Genomic DNA, 17,972 nt, shown 5'->3' with positions numbered 1-17,972 from the left:
TTAACAAACGGTAAAAGTTAATTTTTAGTTTGTTTTAACAAAAAACCACTCTTATAATTTTGTTAAAACTTAGTTTGAAACTAAAGGGATTAATCCTCTCAATCCCATATCAACCACTTGTTCACCAGCCGAAGGTTCGTATTTTCCATCAATATTAACTTCAGTCCATTCAAAACTATTATTGATAGAAAATGAAAGCGTCACCACAACATCTTGAGTTTCGTTTCCTGTAATGGTAAAGCCGTTATTAAATTCACCAGTGACTATACATGACCCTTGAGGAATTGGAGAAGAATCAAACAAAGGGTTTGGTACTGTTGTTGCACCTTCGGGTGCTTGACCTTGCACGGTGAAACCTAAAGCTTCAAACGCCCAAAAACCTTGTGGTTTATCATCATTTACTGAGATATTGCTACCGTTTAAATCAAAATTGGTGATGTAATTGTTATAGCCAACAAAGCTTGCTAACGTTCCTGTAACTTCGCCTGCAGCGTCTGTAAGAACGTTAATTTTTCCTTCTTGATAAGACAGAGAAACACGTATCCAATCGTAAGTTCCGGAAGAAATTTGACTCAGAGGAATTGTTACAAACGTATCGTCTTGCCCTGCTAAAATAGCTTGCTGAAAATCTATAGCTAAATTACCGCCAGCCGAAGTTTCCGCTCCAGAATATATTATTTCACCTTCGCCTATTTGTGTAAATCTATCTGGAGCTAACTCTATATAATTGGCGCTCATTTTTTGAATAATTGGCGTTTGTGCTGCATTCCCTGTGGGAATTGTTGCCGGCTGTCCCAAGTTATCTAAGCGTTGTTGATTTGCATCAAAATTTAGTTTTACAATGAGATTTGGTGTACTTGTTGGTGCACTTTCGTTTTCGTCACTACACGAAAATATAGATGCAAATATCACCAAAAAAAGTAGGTATTTCATAATTAAGAGGCTTCGTTTATTTTATAGTGAGATTGGTTTTAGTATCACCAATCATTACAGTATAAACGCCTTTTGGCAAATAATATTTTCCGTTGCTCGCTTCGTTAATATCAATGCTTGTGTTTTCTTTTAATAAAGCTTTTCTCCCTTTTTTGGTTAATTCTAAATTGTAATCTACATAATTAAAGCCTTTATCTGCTTTAACGGTCATTCGATTTAATTCAGCACCGTTTTCTGATAGGATTTTAATTACTTTTTCTTCTTTTGAATTGCTAAAAAACTGAATTGTAGTTTCAGGCTCGTAAGCGTCTAACCATTTACTCCAAGAACTTCCCCAACGGCTAGAATAGCGAATTGGATTGATGTTAAAAAGCGTCACAGCTTCAGAATTCATTTTAGAATTCATCATCTGCAACGGTGCTACGTTTGCCTTGTAAATACTTCGTCCATGCGTACCTAATAGTAGGTCTTTTGCTTCAGGTTGAATAACAATATCATGGACTGCAACATTAGGTACGCCATTAGAAAAGACTTCCCAACTTTCACCTTGATTAAAAGACACATAAGCACCATTATCTGTCCCCAAATACAAGATGTTTTCATTTTCCGAATCTTCACGAATCACATTAACAGGAGACGCTGGAATATTTCCAGAAATGTCTTTCCAACTTTGCCCATAATTATCACTCATATAAACATACACCTTAAAATCATCCCAACGGTAACCGTTAAGCGTTACATAAACACGCTCTTTTTTGTGCTGAGACGCCACAACACGACTTACCCATAAATCTTTTGGTAATCCGGTAGAAATATTAGTCCAACTGCCGCCTGCATCTTTAGTAACGTGTACTAGTCCATCATCACTACCGGTATAAATTACACCAAATTTAAACGGACTTTCACTAATGGTCGCCAACGTACCGTAAGCTACGTTTCCTTTTTTGCCGCCATTAGTTAAATCTGGACTAATCGCTTCCCAATCATTACCCTGATTCATACTGCGCATCAATTTATTGCCACCGAGATATAAAATATCTTGATTGTGTGGTGATAATAATATTGGGGTTTGCCAATTAAAACGATATGGATTCTCACCTAAGGTATGCTTTGGCTGAATGTACGTTCTATCTCCAGTTTCTAAATTTAAACGATAATAATTACCAAACTGAAATCCTGTGTAAACAACATTAGAATTTCTGTTATCTATCTGAACTTGCATGCCATCACCACCCATAATAGATTTCCAAGGATATTGACCTTGCTGATACCAACTTTTATCTTCTCTGGCATTGTTAGCACCTTTCCAAACGCCATTATCTTGTAAACCACCATACACATTATAAGGCTTTTCGTTATCGACATTAATGGCATAAAATTGCCCAACTGAAGGCGAATTATTTTTAATCCAATTTTCGCCATCGTCGTAGGTAATATTAACACCACCGTCATTACCATTTACTAAGTGATTTGGATTCTTAGGATTAATCCAAAGCGCATGATGGTCGGCGTGAACATTCTCAGCACTAATAGATTTGAATGTTTTTCCGCCGTCTTTAGATTTTACAATCGGAACGCCATAAATGTAAATATGATTAGCATCCGCTGGCGATACATGGATGTGACCAAAATAATAGCCATAGCTGAAATAAATGCCGTCTAAATAATCGTCATGTGTTTTCTTCCACGATTTTCCACCATCAGTGCTTTTATACACTTCGGCACCAACCACTGGCGTGTCAAATAACATAGAATTGGCATCTTCGAGATATTTTGCCAAATCAATTGGTTTTACGTTTCCGCTGCGTACCATTTGCTTCACATTCTCTGCACGGTATTTTTCTTGAAAGCCATTCGTCTTTAAAAACGTGTTTAGTTTTTTGTCTTCAAGTGCCAAAAATTCAGCATTAGACATCGACTTAAAATCGTCTTTTGTTAATCCACGACTGTCCGATTTCTTTTTATCGTCTGGTCGTCTAAATTGGCTATCGTGTATGGCATAAACCACATTGTCATTGAATACAGCAACACCAATACGTCCAACACCTTCGCCCGTTGGGAAACCGCTTGAAGCCGTTGAAACTTTAGTCCAAGTTTCGCCAGCATCCGTACTTTTGTAAATGGCAGAGTTGCTTCCGTTACCTGTAAAATTCCATGCTTTACGGTCTTTTGTCCACGAGGTGGCAAACATCACATTGTAATTATTTGGATTTTGTTGTAAGTCTATAATACCGCTCATATTGTCTACAAAAAGCGTTTGTTTCCATGTTTTTCCACCATCGGTAGTTTTGTAAATGCCACGTTCATCATTTTCAGAATATAAATGTCCCGTTGCACCAACAACGACCACATCAGGATTATCAGGATGAATTAATATCGGCGCAAAATGGTGTGCGTCCATCAGACCCAAATTTTCCCAAGACTTACCATTGTCGGTAGATTTTAAAATCCCAATACCTGCATAAGAGCTTCGCGACGCATTATTCTCGCCTGTACCTACATAAATGGTGCGAGTTGGCCAATGCACGGCAATATCACCTACATTTTGAGTGTCTGAGCTATCTAAAATAGGCTCGAAAGTCGTCCCGTTATTCTTTGTATGCCACACACCTCCAGACGCGTAGCCTACGTAAAACTCGGATGGCATGTCTGGATTTACATCGACAGCGACCACACGACCACTCATAATTGTTGGTCCAATATTTTTAAAAGGCACATTTTTTACCAATGAGTTTTCGGTCATTTGGCGTTTTTGCTCTAAGGCCGCTTTTATAGTTTCGGCAGATGTTGCTGGTTGTTGCGCAAATCCTAAAACTGAAGAGATAAAAAGAAAAAATGAGAATACTTTAAAATAGTTCATGGTGGTGGTTTTTTAGTGGCATGAAATTAACCAATCTCTTTTCAGCTTCAAAATTGCTAATAAAAGTTTAACAGAATGTCTGCTTTGCTTTTGCTTATGGCTTCGATTGTTTATTTTTGAAACTATAACGAATTACATACTACCGTTAGTTCAAACAGACAGAAAATCATTACTCATGAAATACGATTTAATCGACCGCCAACTTTTTATAAAAAACCGTAAAAACTTTATGGCTGCAATGCAACCAAACAGTTTAGCCGTTTTTAATTCTAACGACATCTATCCTGTTAGTGCAGATAGCACCTTACCTTTTGCGCAACATCGTGATATTTTTTACCTCAGTGGCGTTGACCAAGAAGAAAGTATTTTGGTCCTTTTCCCAGATTGTCCAAAAGCAAAACATCGCGAAATCTTATTTCTTAAAGAAACAAATGACCATATTGCCGTTTGGGAAGGCGAAAAACTCACCAAAGAAAAAGCCTTTGAAACCTCTGGTGTAAAAACCGTGTATTGGTTACAAGATTTAGAAAAAGTGCTATTCGAATTAATGACCCAAGCCGAAACGGTTTACATTAATACTAATGAGCATTACCGTGCCAATGTAGAAACCGAAACGCGCGAAGACCGTTTTACCAAATGGCTAAAAGACAAATATCCTGCGCATAATGTGGCCAAAAGTAATCCTATTTTACAACGTTTACGTTCTGTAAAAGAACAAATAGAATTAGACTTAATGCAAAAAGCCTGCGATATTACCGAAAAAGGGTTTAGACGTATTCTTAAGTTTACTAAACCTGGTGTTTGGGAATACAATCTGGAAGCCGAGTTTATGCACGAGTTTTTAAACAATCGTTCTAAAGGTTTTGCGTACACACCAATTATAGCTTCAGGAAACAATGCTAACGTATTGCATTACATTGAAAATAACCAACAATGTAAAGCTGGCGATTTAATTCTGCTTGATGTTGGTGCAGAATATGCTAATTATAGTAGTGACATGAGCCGTACTATTCCTGTTTCAGGGAAATTTACAGAGCGACAAAAGCAAGTCTATAATGCTGTGAATCGTGTTAAAGACGAAGCAACAAAATTACTCGTTCCTGGTGCATATTGGGAAGAATACCATATAGAAGTTGGTAAACTCATGACTTCAGAATTATTAGGTTTAGGCTTGTTAGACAAAGCCGATGTACAAAACGAAAATCCTGATTGGCCAGCCTACAAAAAATACTTTATGCATGGCACGAGTCACCATATAGGTTTAGACACACACGATTATGGGTTGCTTCACGAACCTATGCAAGCGAATCAGGTTTTTACAGTAGAACCTGGAATTTACATACCAGACGAAGGTTTTGGTATTCGTTTAGAAGACGATGTGGTAATTCAAGAGTCTGGTGAGCCGTTTAACCTTATGAGAAATATCCCGATTGAGGCTGAAGAGATTGAAGACTTGATGAACTCGTAATTTTTAAAATATGTCTTCAAAATCATGGTCTAAAGCAATAGTTGATATCATTAAGGTTATTCTCGAAGCTTTAGGTGCTTCGACAGGCTCAGCATCCAACAACCGTACATGGCACCAACATGTTGTACCTTATGAAGATGGTTGGGCTGTAAGACGTGAAGGCAACAAACGGATTACCTCTAAACACCGTAAACAATCTACAGCTATTAATAAGGCAAAAACTATTGCAAACCGTAAGAAATCTGATGTGATAATTCATCGTGAAAGTGGTGGAATTCGGAATCGGATTAGTTTTAGAGATTAACACAAAAAGAAATTTATGAAAGCATCAGTCATTCAAAAAGGATTTGTAATTGCAGGCTTAAGTAACATTGTAGGCGTTTTAATTTTGTCTAAAGCATTTACAAATCAGGCGATGCTAACTGCACAACCAGAAGTTATGGGCAAGTTTGGTCTCATTGCTATTATGCTTTGGGGTTTCGCATACATTGCTGTAAGTAAAAGTTACTACAAAGTGCCTTGGCTGTTGCTAGTTTTCGTAATTGAAAAATTAGTTTATGTTATTGTATGGTTGCTTTGGCAAAATAACAACAGTCTTTCTGCGCTTTATGACCAAGACACGTTTGCTGGTATTTTCTATACCATTTATGGGGTTAATGACTTTTTATTTATGTTGTTTTTTGGGTATGTGTTTTGGAAAGCAAAGTCCTAAAATTTAAAATTTCGACTTCGTATTAAAATACCCATTATCGGGTATGGTTTGCTTTTGTCTTGGTGTTTAGTTTTATAATCTAATTAAATCTTTATTAATTATGAAAATAGAATTTGAAGTTGATAGATCTGAAGCAATTGTTCTTTTAGAAGGTCTTAAACATTTAATGGGAATAACAAATAATCCCGCAACCATAAAGACTTTACATAAAATCATTGCTGAAATCCAAAGGGACGGCAAGCTGAATGATATAGTATTTAAAAATCTTGAATACCATACACGTGACTATCGCAATATGAATTTTCCATTTAAGATTGATTCGGATTTAAGGAACGATTTAAAAATGAGCAACCCATTTATTTCTTCCACATATGGTTTAAAACAGAGATGTCAAATCGTGTTGAAACATTTAGTTTTAAAAGGAAAACCTGGGACGATCATCCCAAAAATGTCTTTAACTAAGGTGAAAAAATGTAAAAAAGTATCAGAAGTAGTTAATTTAATCGTAGATAAGTATGAAGCTGCATAATATAATAATAATATGTGTTCTCATTAGTTTTAATCTAAATGCACAAGAAAAAAAGAATCCTAGTTTTGCCCTTAACTTTGGTCAATCTTCTCAAAATACATTTACAAAAGCCAAGCCTGCGCAACTAATTGCTACGTTTCCTGCAAATGATACAATAGCTAACTCATTTTTAATTAACGGATTTGTTGAAGGTGCTTTAAATTGGGAAAGAGACGATAAATTCTCTTATAGTATTGGAATTGCATATGAAGTTCAAAAAAACACACTCATAAGCAATGAGCAAGACGTCAAGCAATTTGGTTTAACTGCATCGCAAATTATCACTAATGATTATGAAGATTCAAAAGGACAGTATATTTTATCACAGAATTTGAAAATATCAGAGAATTTTATTACAGATAAAAAAGCTTTACAAGCACATTTAGGTTTTAAGTACGAAGACTTTAGAAGCAATAGTTTATTTTATGTTGATGCGCCAATACCATTAATTGGAACTAAATCAGCACCAGACCAATTGTTAAGTTTTCGTTGGGACTATGATTTAGGCTTAGGCTACATTGGTGGAGATGAAGAAGTTTTATTTGGAAAAGCTAGTTTTTCAGTAAGCGCATTTCCATTTTATGGATTGCTCAAAAAAGCTTTTAAGCAACCAGAAATTATTTTTGTAACATATAAATTAGATTCTAGAGCTCCATTTATTGGAGATACAGATTTAGATATTAATCCATTGAGGTCTTTATCAACAGGCCTATCCTACGTGATAAATGATACAAACAAATTGTTGCTTGCTTACACTTGGAATAAAGGAGCAAATCCTTTCTCTGGTTTAATTAATCAAGAATATAGCACATTGACTGTTCAATTTAAAATCAACTTGAAAAATTAATACTAAGAGTCATCTTTCTCTGAAAGCCCTTGTTTTACCAAGGGCTTTTTTTATCTTTAATCTTTACTACAAACCAAACAACTTTCATAGAATTTTAAATGGCATTATTTCAAAACTCAGTACTTAACAAATATCTTAAAGGATTACAAGCCGATAAAGTTGCAGAAGCATTCCAAGTATTTACAAGCCATTTCCATAATCCGACCATTCAAGAAAACATCAGGAACTCCAAAGAAGAGCAATACCAAGGCGAATTCTTAATTGATCTTTTTGTGAATGTTTTAGGTTACACTAAAAACCCAACGCCTAACTTTAATCTCACAACGGAATTAAAAAACATAAAAGGCTCTAAAAAGACAGATGGAGCAATTCTAAAAGGCGACAAAGCACTTGCGGTTATTGAGCTAAAAGGCACAAACACCACCGATTTAAGTAAAGTAGAAACACAAGCATTTGGATATAAAAACAACCAACCAGGATGTAATTATGTGATAACCTCTAACTTTGAAAAGTTGCGTTTTTACATAGACAACGCCGTTGATTTTGAGGAATTTAATCTGTTTCAGCTTACAAAAGAGCGTTTCGACATTCTTTGGCTTTGCCTATCGTCTGACTATCTTCTAAAAGACATTCCGAAAAAGATTAAAGACGAATCTTTAACACAAGAGGAAAACGTCACTAAAAAGCTTTACAGAGATTATGCGTCATTTAGAAACGAAATTTTTGATGCCATACAAAATGAAAATCCCGAATACGATAAACTCACGTTATTCAAGAAAACACAAAAGTTACTCGACCGTTTTCTATTTATCTTTTTTGCAGAAGATAGATTGTTATTGCCACCAAATTCTATTCGTTCTATCGTAAGCCAATGGACTGACTTAAGAGATAAATACGATGAGTATTTTCCTTTGTACGACCGATTTAAAAAATATTTCGGTTATATGAACACAGGACACAAAGGCCAACAACACGATATTTTTGCCTACAATGGTGGACTTTTTGCACCAGACGAGATTTTAGATAACATCAAAATTAATGACGATTTACTGCACAAACACACCCTTAATTTAAGTAACTACGATTTTGAAAGTGAAGTAAGCGTAAACATACTCGGTCATATCTTTGAACATTCGTTAAACGACATTGACGAAATTCAAGCTGAGATTCAAGGTGTAGCAACCGAACAAAGTAAAACCAAGCGTAAAAAGGACGGTGTTTTTTACACACCAAAATATATTACCAAATACATTGTAGATAATACAGTTGGTAAACTTTGCGAGGAAAAGAAAACCGAACTTAACATACAAGAAGCCGAATACGAAAAAGAGCGTAAAGGCAGACAAAAATCGACCTTAAAAAAGTTATCTCAAAAATTAGAAGATTATAGAAAATGGTTATTGCAAATTACCATTTGCGACCCAGCTTGTGGTAGTGGTGCTTTTTTAAACCAAGCGTTAGAATTTCTAATTGCGGAGCATCAATACATTGATGAGTTGCAAGCCAAATTGTTTGGAGATGCCATGGTATTGAGTGAAGTGGAAAATGCTATTTTAGAAAACAATTTATTTGGTGTAGATATAAATGAAGAAAGTGTAGAAATTGCTAAACTCTCGCTTTGGTTAAGAACTGCACAAAAAGGCAGAAAACTAACTTCATTGAACGATAATATAAAATGTGGCAACAGTCTAATAGACGACCCAAGTGTTGCAGGAGACAAAGCCTTTAATTGGAAAAACGAATTTCCAGAAGTTTTTGCAAAAGGTGGTTTTGATGTAATCATTGGAAATCCACCATGGGGTGCTGAATTAAATAAATTGGAAAAACAATACTTCAAGAATAGATTCCCCATTATTGATTCATCGACACCTAATTCATACACTTATTTTATGGGTTTATGTTATGAACTTACGAAGGTGCTAGGTTTAGTAATTCCAGATAGCTATTTGTTAAAGGATTTTGAAAGAACCAGAAAAATATTTACCAGCGGAATAAACAACTTAATATGGTATCAAAATTCATCCATGCCTGATGATTTAAAGCCGTTTGCACAAGTAGACCATGATGTTATTTCCTTTACATTTTTTAAAGAAGAGTCATTTACTGAATTAATTTATTCTTTAAACTTCTATATAAACAATCAAATAAATATAGTTTCTTATAAAAGGAACAAAAAAGAAATCATTGAACCCAATTACTTCAATACTTATAATTTACTCTTAGACGACCAGCAAGTACTCTTGAAAAATAAACTTATAAAGCTTGAAACATTTGAAAAAGTAGCCCAAGTTCATGAAGGAATACATACTGGAAATTGCCGAGACAAATTATTTATTGATGCTCAGATAAGAGGAGATGAAAAACCACTTTTTTATGGCGGTAAAAATGGGGATATAATTAACAACTATTATAGTCAAATGGCTGGATGGTATGTTGACTATCGTAAGGAAGTAATTGATAAAGATAAAGGAGAATACGCTTCATTACGTGATGAAAAAATATTCATGTATCCTAAAGTTTATATTACTAGAACGGGTAATCCCTTCAAATGTTTTATTGATAAAAATAACTACGCATCAAATAATTTTTTCTCATTACAAGTAAAAAATTTAGAAGATAATTCAATGGAGTTGTTATCAGTTTTTGTGTGTATCTTAAATTCTAAATTTTCGCAATTCTGTGTTAGAAAATTAATTGCACCTAGAATTGGAAGTTCTTTTGTAGAAACAAAAATTATTCATTTACTTAAATTACCATTACCAGTAAATTATGATAATAATAAAGATGCATTCTTTGATATAGTCAATAAAACGGTTAGAGAGAGAAAGGCACTTACTGAAAAAATTCTATTTCTATTAAATCATCTAAAAGTTAAATTTAGTGATATAAATTTTTCTAAAAAACTTCAAAACTGGCACGAACTCGACTTCGGTATATTCTTATCAGAATTAGAAAAAGCCCGTAAAAAGTCTGCAAAAGAGAACGAAACAGAGTACAGTAAATTATCATTGAGCGAAGAAGCCGAATGGATGCAGTATTTTAATGAACAGAAGCAAAAAGCAGAGGAGTTGAAAACTGAAATAGATAAAACGGATAAAGAAATAGACCAAATGGTTTATGACTTGTACGGCTTAACGGATGAGGAAATTGCTATTGTGGAAGACGCGAAGAAATAGAATATTATGGCAAAATTTATAACAGGTAAAGAGCTCACAGAAGCTATTTGTAATATAATTAGTAATGCAAAAAAAGATTTGCTTATCGTATCTCCTTACATAAAATTAGATGATTATTTTAAAGAGCATCTTTTTAACAAATTACTAGCTAACTCAGACCTGCATATATTTATAGCCTTTGGAAAAAATGAAAACAATCCTTGGAAGAGTATCAAAAAAGAAGATTTTGAATATTTCAAAAACTTCCCAAATGTTTCCATAATCTATATTCCTAATCTACATGCTAAATATTATGCTAACGAAAAACGAGGGATTATTACATCTGTAAATCTCTATGATTACTCTTTTGATAATAATGTTGAATTTGGTGTCATAAGTGAAAATTCTTTTTTAGCTGGTAATGATATCGACTACGAAGCTTGGGAAGAAACAATGGATATTATAAAAAATAATTATGCTGTGTTTGTTAAACGACCTAATTACAAAAAGAAACTTTTAGGTAAAGACTATGTTGGCTCAGAAATAGTCTTAGACTTGACTAAAGAATTAATCAGTGGTAATTTATCACGAAAGGTTTCAGTTTTTGACTTTAAGTCAGAATATTTTGTGAACGTTGAAAATCAAGAAGAAAAATCTTTAACCAGAGAAGAATTCAAAATTCAAAAAAAGACTCAATCAAGTAAATATCAAAAATTTCATTCTGCAACAAACCTTGGTAGACTCAAAAATAAATCATACGATGAGGTTATAAAGTTCATGAAAGATAAAGAGTATATTCTTGATAAGAATACTATTACTCCAAAAGGTTCAAAATTGGGCTTAGCCTATAAAAAGAATAAAAGCGGTACAACTTGGAATGTATATCCAGAGTCATTGTCTGAATTGTTATAAAAAAAAGCGCCTTGCGGAGCTTTTTACTATAGTTTAACCACGTCTACTCAAACCTCAAAGTTCGATACACATAACTTGTACAACCTTTTGTTGCAAAATCGTCATGGGTTTGTATTGGTCCATTTTTACTTGCTACTTGCATTACCATGAGTCCGTTTGGAGATAATTTTTCTTTGCTATGCAATGTGGTGCGAATGAGAAATTCTTCTGGGTTTTCGTTTTCATCAAATTTTTCTGTACCAACAGCTTCAAACGTGTAAACTTTTTTTCCGTTAATGGTTTTTTGTTCCGCAACGATATCTTTTAGTTTATACGAGAATTCAAAAAGTCCTTGAACACTTTCTAACAAATTGCTGAGGCTTTCGTCTATCTTATCTTTTGTAATGCCTGTTAATTTATAGCTTCCAATGTCTATGCGTTCAATTAATTTGTCATTTTCTTTTGAGACAAAACCAACGAAATTGTAGTTCTTTTTGCCTTCTTTTGGAAGATTAATTTCTAGGTTATCCGTATAATCGACTGTAAATTCTACTGGTGGTAATTTATAAGTGTCGTTATAATTTATATCGACGACATGCGTTTTTTTAAAACCGCAATTTTCTGGTACTGGAACTTCTTTTTTGCATGAGAAAAATACCAAAGTAATTAGTAAAAGTTTGAATGTGGTTTTCATGGTTGCATTGTTTTTTACAAACCTCTGAAAATATAGAAAGTGAAAGTATACGATGAATGTCGTAAATAGGTAATATGCAGAAACTTTTTTTAATAATACTATAAATCAAAAAGTTAGGTAATTATCGTAACTTTGATATGTTTCATCTTAATTTTTAATCATATGAGATTTACTTACAGTATTATACTTATAGCGTGTTTTGTATTTACAAGCTTAGGGCAAACTGGTTTTTACGTTAAATACAAAGCAGAATTTAACACAAGCAGTGAAGATGCCGAAATGATGAAAACAATAATGAATGGCTCTTCAATAGAGGTTGCTGCAAATGCTAATAACACCTGGGTAAAAACTAACATGGGATTAATGATGACAATGACAATGGAGCTTGATGTTGAACTTAAGAAAATGACTATGTTTATGACCGGCACAATGGGAAATATGGCCTTTAGTGGAAATACGGATAGCTTAAAAGATGATGAAGAACAAAACAAAACCGAAGTAGAACTTATAGATGAGACTAAAAAAATATTAGGTGTAAACTGTAAAAAAGCAATTACTAAAGATGAGTTTGGCAATGTTTCAACTTACTGGTATACAGAAAATTTTAAGCGCCCTGAAGGAATGAAACAAATGCCGAGTAATGTTCCTGGTCTTTGTTTACAATTTATAACTGAAAGCGAAGAATTTACAATAAGCTACACAGCTGTTGAATTTAACGATAATGCAAAAATGAAAGATTATAAAGTTGTAATCCCAGAAGGCACAGAAATTAAAAGCCTAGAAGAAATGAAAAATATGGGTGTTGGAGGATAATGCTCCTATAAAAAACTTCTAAAAAAAGCGCCTTTCGGCGCTTTTCTCAACTAAAAACTAAACTAAAACAGAATTACCATCAAACACGTAGCGTTGTAATTTTTGTAAGCTTTCGAGCTTATCACTAGTATTTACCAGTAAAGAAATATTATTGTTACTTCCGCCGTAGGCAATCATCCTTACATTTACATCTTGTAATATTTGAAATAATTCTGGCGTGTCTGGATGATAAATAATTTGGTTACCTACTAAACAAATAATACTCATGTAGTCTTCTACCTCAACTTCAGCAAATTTTTGAAGTTCAGATACAATAGCTTTTAAATTCTCGGTGTTGTCGATTGTAAGTGATACAGCAATTTCTGATGTGGTAATCATATCAATAGCTGTTTCGTATGTTTCAAAAATCTCAAAAACTTTCTTTAAAAACCCATGTGCCAAAAGCATCCTTACAGATTTTATTTTTATAGCGGTAATGCCATCTTTAGCGGCAATGGCTTTGATACCTTCGCCATGAATTTGATTGGTTATTAAAGTGCCATGCGCTTCTGGTGCCATGGTGTTTTTTAGTCTCAACGGGATATCTAATTCACGTACAGGCATCACAGTTTGTGGATGCAAAATTTTTGCTCCAAAATAAGCTAACTCTGCAGCCTCGTCATAAGATAAATGCGATAGTGCTTTGGTATCGTTTACATACCTTGGGTCGTTGTTATGGAAACCATCAATATCTGTCCAAATTTGCACTTCATCAGCTCCAATGGCGGAACCAATTATAGTCGCTGTATAATCGCTACCGCCACGCTGCAAGTTGGTTATAGCGCCATCTGCATCCAAGCTAATAAATCCCTGAGTGACATAGATATCTGCCGATGGTTGACTACTTAATAAACGATTAAGATTTTGTTTAATGTAAAAATTATCGGGTTCGTTATTATTATCTATGCGCATAAAGTCTAGCGCTGGTAGTAAGGCAACTTTAAAGCCTTCTTGCTGTAAAAATCGGCTAAACATATACGTTGATAATAATTCGCCATTAGCCAAAATTGTTTTTTGAAGCTGAAGTGAAAATGGTCGGTTTACGGCATCAGCCAAGCCACTAAATATAGAATTTACGTAATCGCTTACATCTCTTCTTAGTGCTTTATCTTGAAGCAAATCGTAAACTGTAGTATTGTATGTTTCGTTTAATTCTGCAATTTGTCTTTTCGCAGACTGAACATCTCTTTTTTCAATATTTTCAGAAATTGAAACCAAAGCATTTGTAGTTCCTGACATTGCTGACAAAACAATAATTTTTTGCTCTTTTGTGTTTATGATATCTTTTACATGATTCATATTTACTACCGAGCCGACAGAAGTACCTCCAAATTTATAAACTAACATGCGTTTTTTTTGGCAAATTTAATTTTGTTTAAAGACACTTTAAGAATATTTATAAAAAATAGTTTAAATTTGCACACAATGTTAAATAAATAACAATTATGAAAACCATAGCATCTTGTGTAGAAGACATTTTAATTAAGCAGCCTTTTTTAGAGGAAGCATTGTTTCGGCAAATAATAAATTTTTCGGCATTGTCAGAAGAATTGCAGGAACCTGTAAGTAAAATGCTGGGCAAACCTGTAAAAACAGGTGCTATTATGATGGCTTTGCGCCGATATGCGCCACCTGTACATTTGCGACAATCACATCAGTTAAAAGCAATTTTAAAGCAATTGGGAGACATTACGGTACGTTCCAATTTAATTGATTACACGTTTCAAAATTCGGACAGCTTAATTGAGAGCCATGCAAAAGTGATAGAAAACTTAGACCCAAAATCGTTCTATGGATTTTCAAGAGGAATATATGAAAGTAACATCGTTGTATCGTCTTCAGAAAAAAGAATTGTTCTTGAAGGTTTTAAAAGCGAAAAACTGATTGATTCACAAGACGAACTCTCCGCCATAAGTATACGATTACCAAAAAACAATCAGCGCATTTCAGGCTTGTATTATCAGATTTTTAAACGTTTTGCTTGGGAAGGTATTTCGCTTTATGAGGTAATTTCCACAACAAATGAATTTACAGTTTTGGTAGAAAGTCATTTGGTAGACCAAGCGTTTTCTGCAATTAAAAATTTGAATACGCAGTAATTAACTTTTAAAAAATTAATCTTCTTTTTTCTGTAACAAATTAACAAAAACAAAAATAATCAAAGCAGGCAAAACCCAACCTAAACTGTTTTCTGCTAGCGGAATTTTTTCTACTAATTTTTCAAGTTTTGTTGGATTAATTATAAACTTCAAAAAATCTGGAATACTAAAAACAAATGTGGTTATCACTACCGATTTAAATACAAGTGATGATGCCCATTTTTTCGGTACAACATTCAGTAAGATTAAAACAATAGTTATTGGATAAATAAACATTAATGCCGGCAAAGCAATGTCTATAATAAATCCAACATTATAACTTCCAACAATAACACCTATGATACAACCTATAATAGCCGTAATTCTGTAAACTATTTGAGAATCTCCTAACAAACCTTTGAAATAATCTGCAGTTCCTGTTATAATTCCGACGGCAGTCGTAAAACACGCCAAAGCCACTAAAACACTTAAAAACGTGCTACCAATACTACCTAAAGTTTGATAACTTAAACCCGAAAGCAACGCCGTTCTATTGATGTCTTCAGGAAAACTACTGCTGTAAAATGCACCAACGCCAATAAGACCAGCATAAATAATAACTAAGCCTGAACCTGCGATAAGTCCAGATTTAATGATGAGTTCTTTTTTGGCTTCAAAAGTTGTATGGCCGCGCAGTTGTAATGAAATAATTAGCACTGCTCCAACCACAACGCCGCCAATAGCATCAAAAGTTTGGTAACCTTCTAAAATTCCATCAATTAATGGTGCCTGTAAAATTCCTGATTTTACACTCGGTACATCTGCCGAAACACCAATACAAATAATAAGTAAAAGAATAATTACAATGAGCGGCGTTAAAAATTTACCTAAAATACTCAAGACTTTTGAACGGTTAAGTGCAAACACCAATACCAAAGCAAAATAAATAGCACTTGTCAGTAACGTTGGCGTATTAAAAAAAGGTTGAATTGCCATCTCATGTGTTACAGAAGCTGTGCGTGGTGCTGGTAAAGCAATAGCGATTATATAAATAAGTATGCAATAAATAACACTGAATACCGGAGATACTTTTTTGCCAAAATCATAAAGTGTGCCTTGTAGTTTGGCATGCGCATAAATTGCCATAATGGGAATGATGACCGCAGTCATTGCAAAACCGATAGCCACAATTAACCATTGATTTGTAGCTTTAAATCCTAAAAGCGGCGGTAAAATAAGATTCCCTGCACCAAAAAACATTGAAAACAGCGCAAAGCCGCTCATCCAAATTTCTTTAGTTCTATTCATTAGTCAACACGTTTAAGTTCTAAGTCTCCAAAATCGAAACTAAAATCTGTGATTGGGGCAATATATTCCATTGTAGCAGATTGTGCTTTACCGTTTTTATCAAAAGTAAATTTTACAAAAACATCAGCGTCAAAACTACGATTATCCCATTTTGAAACAAATGTGGTAGCACTGTAAGGCAGTAATTTTCCTTTTAATTGCGAAGAACGCTTACTGTAAATAGAATAAGATTTACCGTCGTGGCTAATTGTAAAATCACCAAACCAAGCATCTTTGTATGTACCAACAATTTGTTTTGGTTTTGGTAAAGCTGCGTTAGATTTCATCTTATCAACTTGAACATAAACTTTAGCTTTAAGGCTATCGTTATAAGACAAATATTTTCTATTTCTTTCGCCATAATTCTTCAACCAATTTCTGTCATCGTATCCTAAATAACTGTCTTTTATAGTATTGGTAATGGTATTGAATGCAGAGCCATTCATTTGGTTTGTAAGTACTACGATTGCTAAATTTAAATCAGGAATCATAGTAAACTGAGTCACTGTACCTAACAATCCGCCAGTGTGATAAACTTGTTTATAACCACCTTTAACATCGGTTACAAACCAACCCAAACCGTAACCTCTAAAATTACTATCGTAACTATCATTTGCACTTACAGACAAAGGCGTTTGCATTTGCCAAAGCTCATGAAATAAATCTGTATCGAGTAATCTTTTACCGTCAACAGTAACTGCATCGTTCATTAAAAATTGTGCCCATGTAAGCATGTCTCTTACATTGCTCATAATTCCACCGGCAGGATTTGCTAAAGGAGACCAATCGTGAGGAATTTTTACAACCTTACCTTCTGTTCTTGTATGGGCATCAATAATATTATTTCGGTCGGTAACGCGATTATATGACGCTTTGCTATTAACCATACCTACAGGTTTCATAATTTCTGTTTCAATAAATTCTTCCCAAGATTTTCCACTTACACGTTTTAAAACTTCACCGGCTATGATATACATATTATTGTTATACCTAAACTTACTTCTAAAAGATGATTCTGGTTTTAGATATTTCATATTCGCAATAACATCATCTACAGTAAAATCGCTGCCTTCAGGAAAAAACATTAAATCGCCTGCGCCAAGAGATAAACCGCTTCGGTGTGTTACCAAATCTCTAACCGTCATATTTTCGGTTACCCAAGGTTCTGGCATCTGAAATTCTGGAATATGCTTTCGTACTTTGTCATCCCAATTTAACTTTCCTGCATCAACCATCATCGCCAAAGCAAAACAGGTAAAGCCTTTGCTATTAGAGGCTACGCCGACAAGTGTGTTGGCATTCATGTCTTTTTTATTCTCTAAAGAACGTACGCCATGACCTCGAGAATAGATGATTTGATTGTCTTTTAGAATACCAACAGAAATACCAGGAACATCAAAAGTGGTTATAGTTTCTTGTATTAATTTATCAAGTTGTTCTTCTTTAATTTGAGCATTGAGAACTGCAGAAAATGTGATTACAAAAAGTGCAAACCAGCGTCTTAAAATCATAAGGATTGAATTAATTGAGTTACGTAAGATTTCAAATATAGTAAATAGTTATTGAT

Annotated in this window: 15 protein-coding genes; 9 read left to right on the top strand and 6 right to left on the bottom strand. The window is 34.1% G+C overall.

Features of this window, described 5'->3' with window-relative positions; translation table 11 throughout:
• Positions 1 to 69: 69 nt before the first annotated feature.
• Together ACFQ1Q_RS05785 and ACFQ1Q_RS05780 are read right to left on the bottom strand one after the other, a co-directional pair.
• The gene (locus tag ACFQ1Q_RS05785; protein ID WP_386128897.1) at positions 70 to 933 is read right to left on the bottom strand and encodes a hypothetical protein; all 864 of its coding nucleotides are present in this window, start codon (positions 931 to 933) and stop codon (positions 70 to 72) included.
• A 16-nt stretch (positions 934 to 949) separates the two neighbouring features.
• Positions 950 to 3,793 (bottom strand): WD40/YVTN/BNR-like repeat-containing protein, encoded by a 2,844-nt coding sequence (locus tag ACFQ1Q_RS05780; protein WP_386128895.1) that lies wholly within the window; start codon positions 3,791 to 3,793, stop codon positions 950 to 952.
• Between the two features lie 175 nt (positions 3,794 to 3,968).
• On the opposite strand from ACFQ1Q_RS05780, the gene ACFQ1Q_RS05775 reads away from it, so the two are divergent.
• From ACFQ1Q_RS05775 to ACFQ1Q_RS05745, 7 genes are all read left to right on the top strand, one after another.
• A complete protein-coding gene (locus ACFQ1Q_RS05775; RefSeq protein WP_386128893.1) occupies positions 3,969 to 5,261 on the top strand; it encodes an aminopeptidase P family protein in 1,293 nt (430 codons plus the stop codon).
• A gap of 10 nt (positions 5,262 to 5,271) precedes the next feature.
• Positions 5,272 to 5,565 carry a DUF2188 domain-containing protein gene (locus tag ACFQ1Q_RS05770; protein WP_386128891.1) on the top strand — a complete coding sequence of 98 codons (294 nt, stop codon included), beginning with the start codon at positions 5,272 to 5,274 and terminating at the stop codon, positions 5,563 to 5,565.
• A gap of 15 nt (positions 5,566 to 5,580) precedes the next feature.
• Positions 5,581 to 5,973 carry a hypothetical protein gene (locus ACFQ1Q_RS05765; RefSeq protein ID WP_386128889.1) on the top strand — a complete coding sequence of 131 codons (393 nt, stop codon included), beginning with the start codon at positions 5,581 to 5,583 and terminating at the stop codon, positions 5,971 to 5,973.
• Between the two features lie 100 nt (positions 5,974 to 6,073).
• The gene (locus ACFQ1Q_RS05760; protein ID WP_386128888.1) at positions 6,074 to 6,502 is read left to right on the top strand and encodes a hypothetical protein; all 429 of its coding nucleotides are present in this window, start codon (positions 6,074 to 6,076) and stop codon (positions 6,500 to 6,502) included.
• A complete protein-coding gene (locus ACFQ1Q_RS05755; RefSeq protein WP_386128886.1) occupies positions 6,489 to 7,388 on the top strand; it encodes a hypothetical protein in 900 nt (299 codons plus the stop codon). Before ACFQ1Q_RS05760 ends, ACFQ1Q_RS05755 begins: the two co-directional genes overlap by 14 nt.
• Positions 7,389 to 7,486: 98 nt before the next feature.
• Positions 7,487 to 10,564 carry an Eco57I restriction-modification methylase domain-containing protein gene (locus ACFQ1Q_RS05750; protein WP_386128884.1) on the top strand — a complete coding sequence of 1,026 codons (3,078 nt, stop codon included), beginning with the start codon at positions 7,487 to 7,489 and terminating at the stop codon, positions 10,562 to 10,564.
• A 6-nt stretch (positions 10,565 to 10,570) separates the two neighbouring features.
• Positions 10,571 to 11,455, top strand: coding sequence for a phospholipase D family protein (locus ACFQ1Q_RS05745; RefSeq protein WP_386128882.1), 885 nt, complete (start codon positions 10,571 to 10,573; stop codon positions 11,453 to 11,455).
• A gap of 43 nt (positions 11,456 to 11,498) precedes the next feature.
• Here the strand turns inward: ACFQ1Q_RS05745 and ACFQ1Q_RS05740 are convergent, their stop codons facing one another.
• Positions 11,499 to 12,128, bottom strand: a complete 630-nt coding sequence (locus ACFQ1Q_RS05740; RefSeq protein ID WP_386128880.1) for a hypothetical protein — start codon at positions 12,126 to 12,128, stop codon at positions 11,499 to 11,501.
• 162 nt (positions 12,129 to 12,290) lie between these two features.
• Here ACFQ1Q_RS05740 and ACFQ1Q_RS05735 point away from each other — a divergent pair, with 162 nt between their 5' ends.
• Entirely contained in the window at positions 12,291 to 12,941 is a 651-nt protein-coding gene (locus ACFQ1Q_RS05735; RefSeq protein WP_386128878.1) for a hypothetical protein, read from the top strand.
• A 57-nt stretch (positions 12,942 to 12,998) separates the two neighbouring features.
• On the opposite strand, the gene ACFQ1Q_RS05730 is transcribed toward ACFQ1Q_RS05735, so the two are convergent.
• Entirely contained in the window at positions 12,999 to 14,327 is a 1,329-nt protein-coding gene (locus ACFQ1Q_RS05730; RefSeq protein ID WP_386128877.1) for an aspartate kinase, read from the bottom strand.
• Between the two features lie 98 nt (positions 14,328 to 14,425).
• Here ACFQ1Q_RS05730 and ACFQ1Q_RS05725 point away from each other — a divergent pair, with 98 nt between their 5' ends.
• Positions 14,426 to 15,079, top strand: a complete 654-nt coding sequence (locus ACFQ1Q_RS05725; protein ID WP_386128875.1) for a hypothetical protein — start codon at positions 14,426 to 14,428, stop codon at positions 15,077 to 15,079.
• 15 nt (positions 15,080 to 15,094) lie between these two features.
• On the opposite strand, the gene brnQ is transcribed toward ACFQ1Q_RS05725, so the two are convergent.
• Together brnQ and ACFQ1Q_RS05715 are read right to left on the bottom strand one after the other, a co-directional pair.
• The gene (gene brnQ / locus ACFQ1Q_RS05720) at positions 15,095 to 16,366 is read right to left on the bottom strand and encodes a branched-chain amino acid transport system II carrier protein (protein WP_386128873.1); all 1,272 of its coding nucleotides are present in this window, start codon (positions 16,364 to 16,366) and stop codon (positions 15,095 to 15,097) included.
• Entirely contained in the window at positions 16,366 to 17,916 is a 1,551-nt protein-coding gene (locus ACFQ1Q_RS05715; RefSeq protein WP_386128871.1) for a serine hydrolase, read from the bottom strand. Before ACFQ1Q_RS05715 ends, brnQ begins: the two co-directional genes overlap by 1 nt.
• Positions 17,917 to 17,972: the final 56 nt, after the last annotated feature.

The sequence above is a fragment of the Winogradskyella litorisediminis genome (assembly GCF_042675765.1).
GTDB classification, from domain to species: Bacteria; Bacteroidota; Bacteroidia; order Flavobacteriales; family Flavobacteriaceae; genus Winogradskyella; species Winogradskyella litorisediminis.
This window is presented reverse-complemented; position numbering and strand designations above follow the sequence as displayed.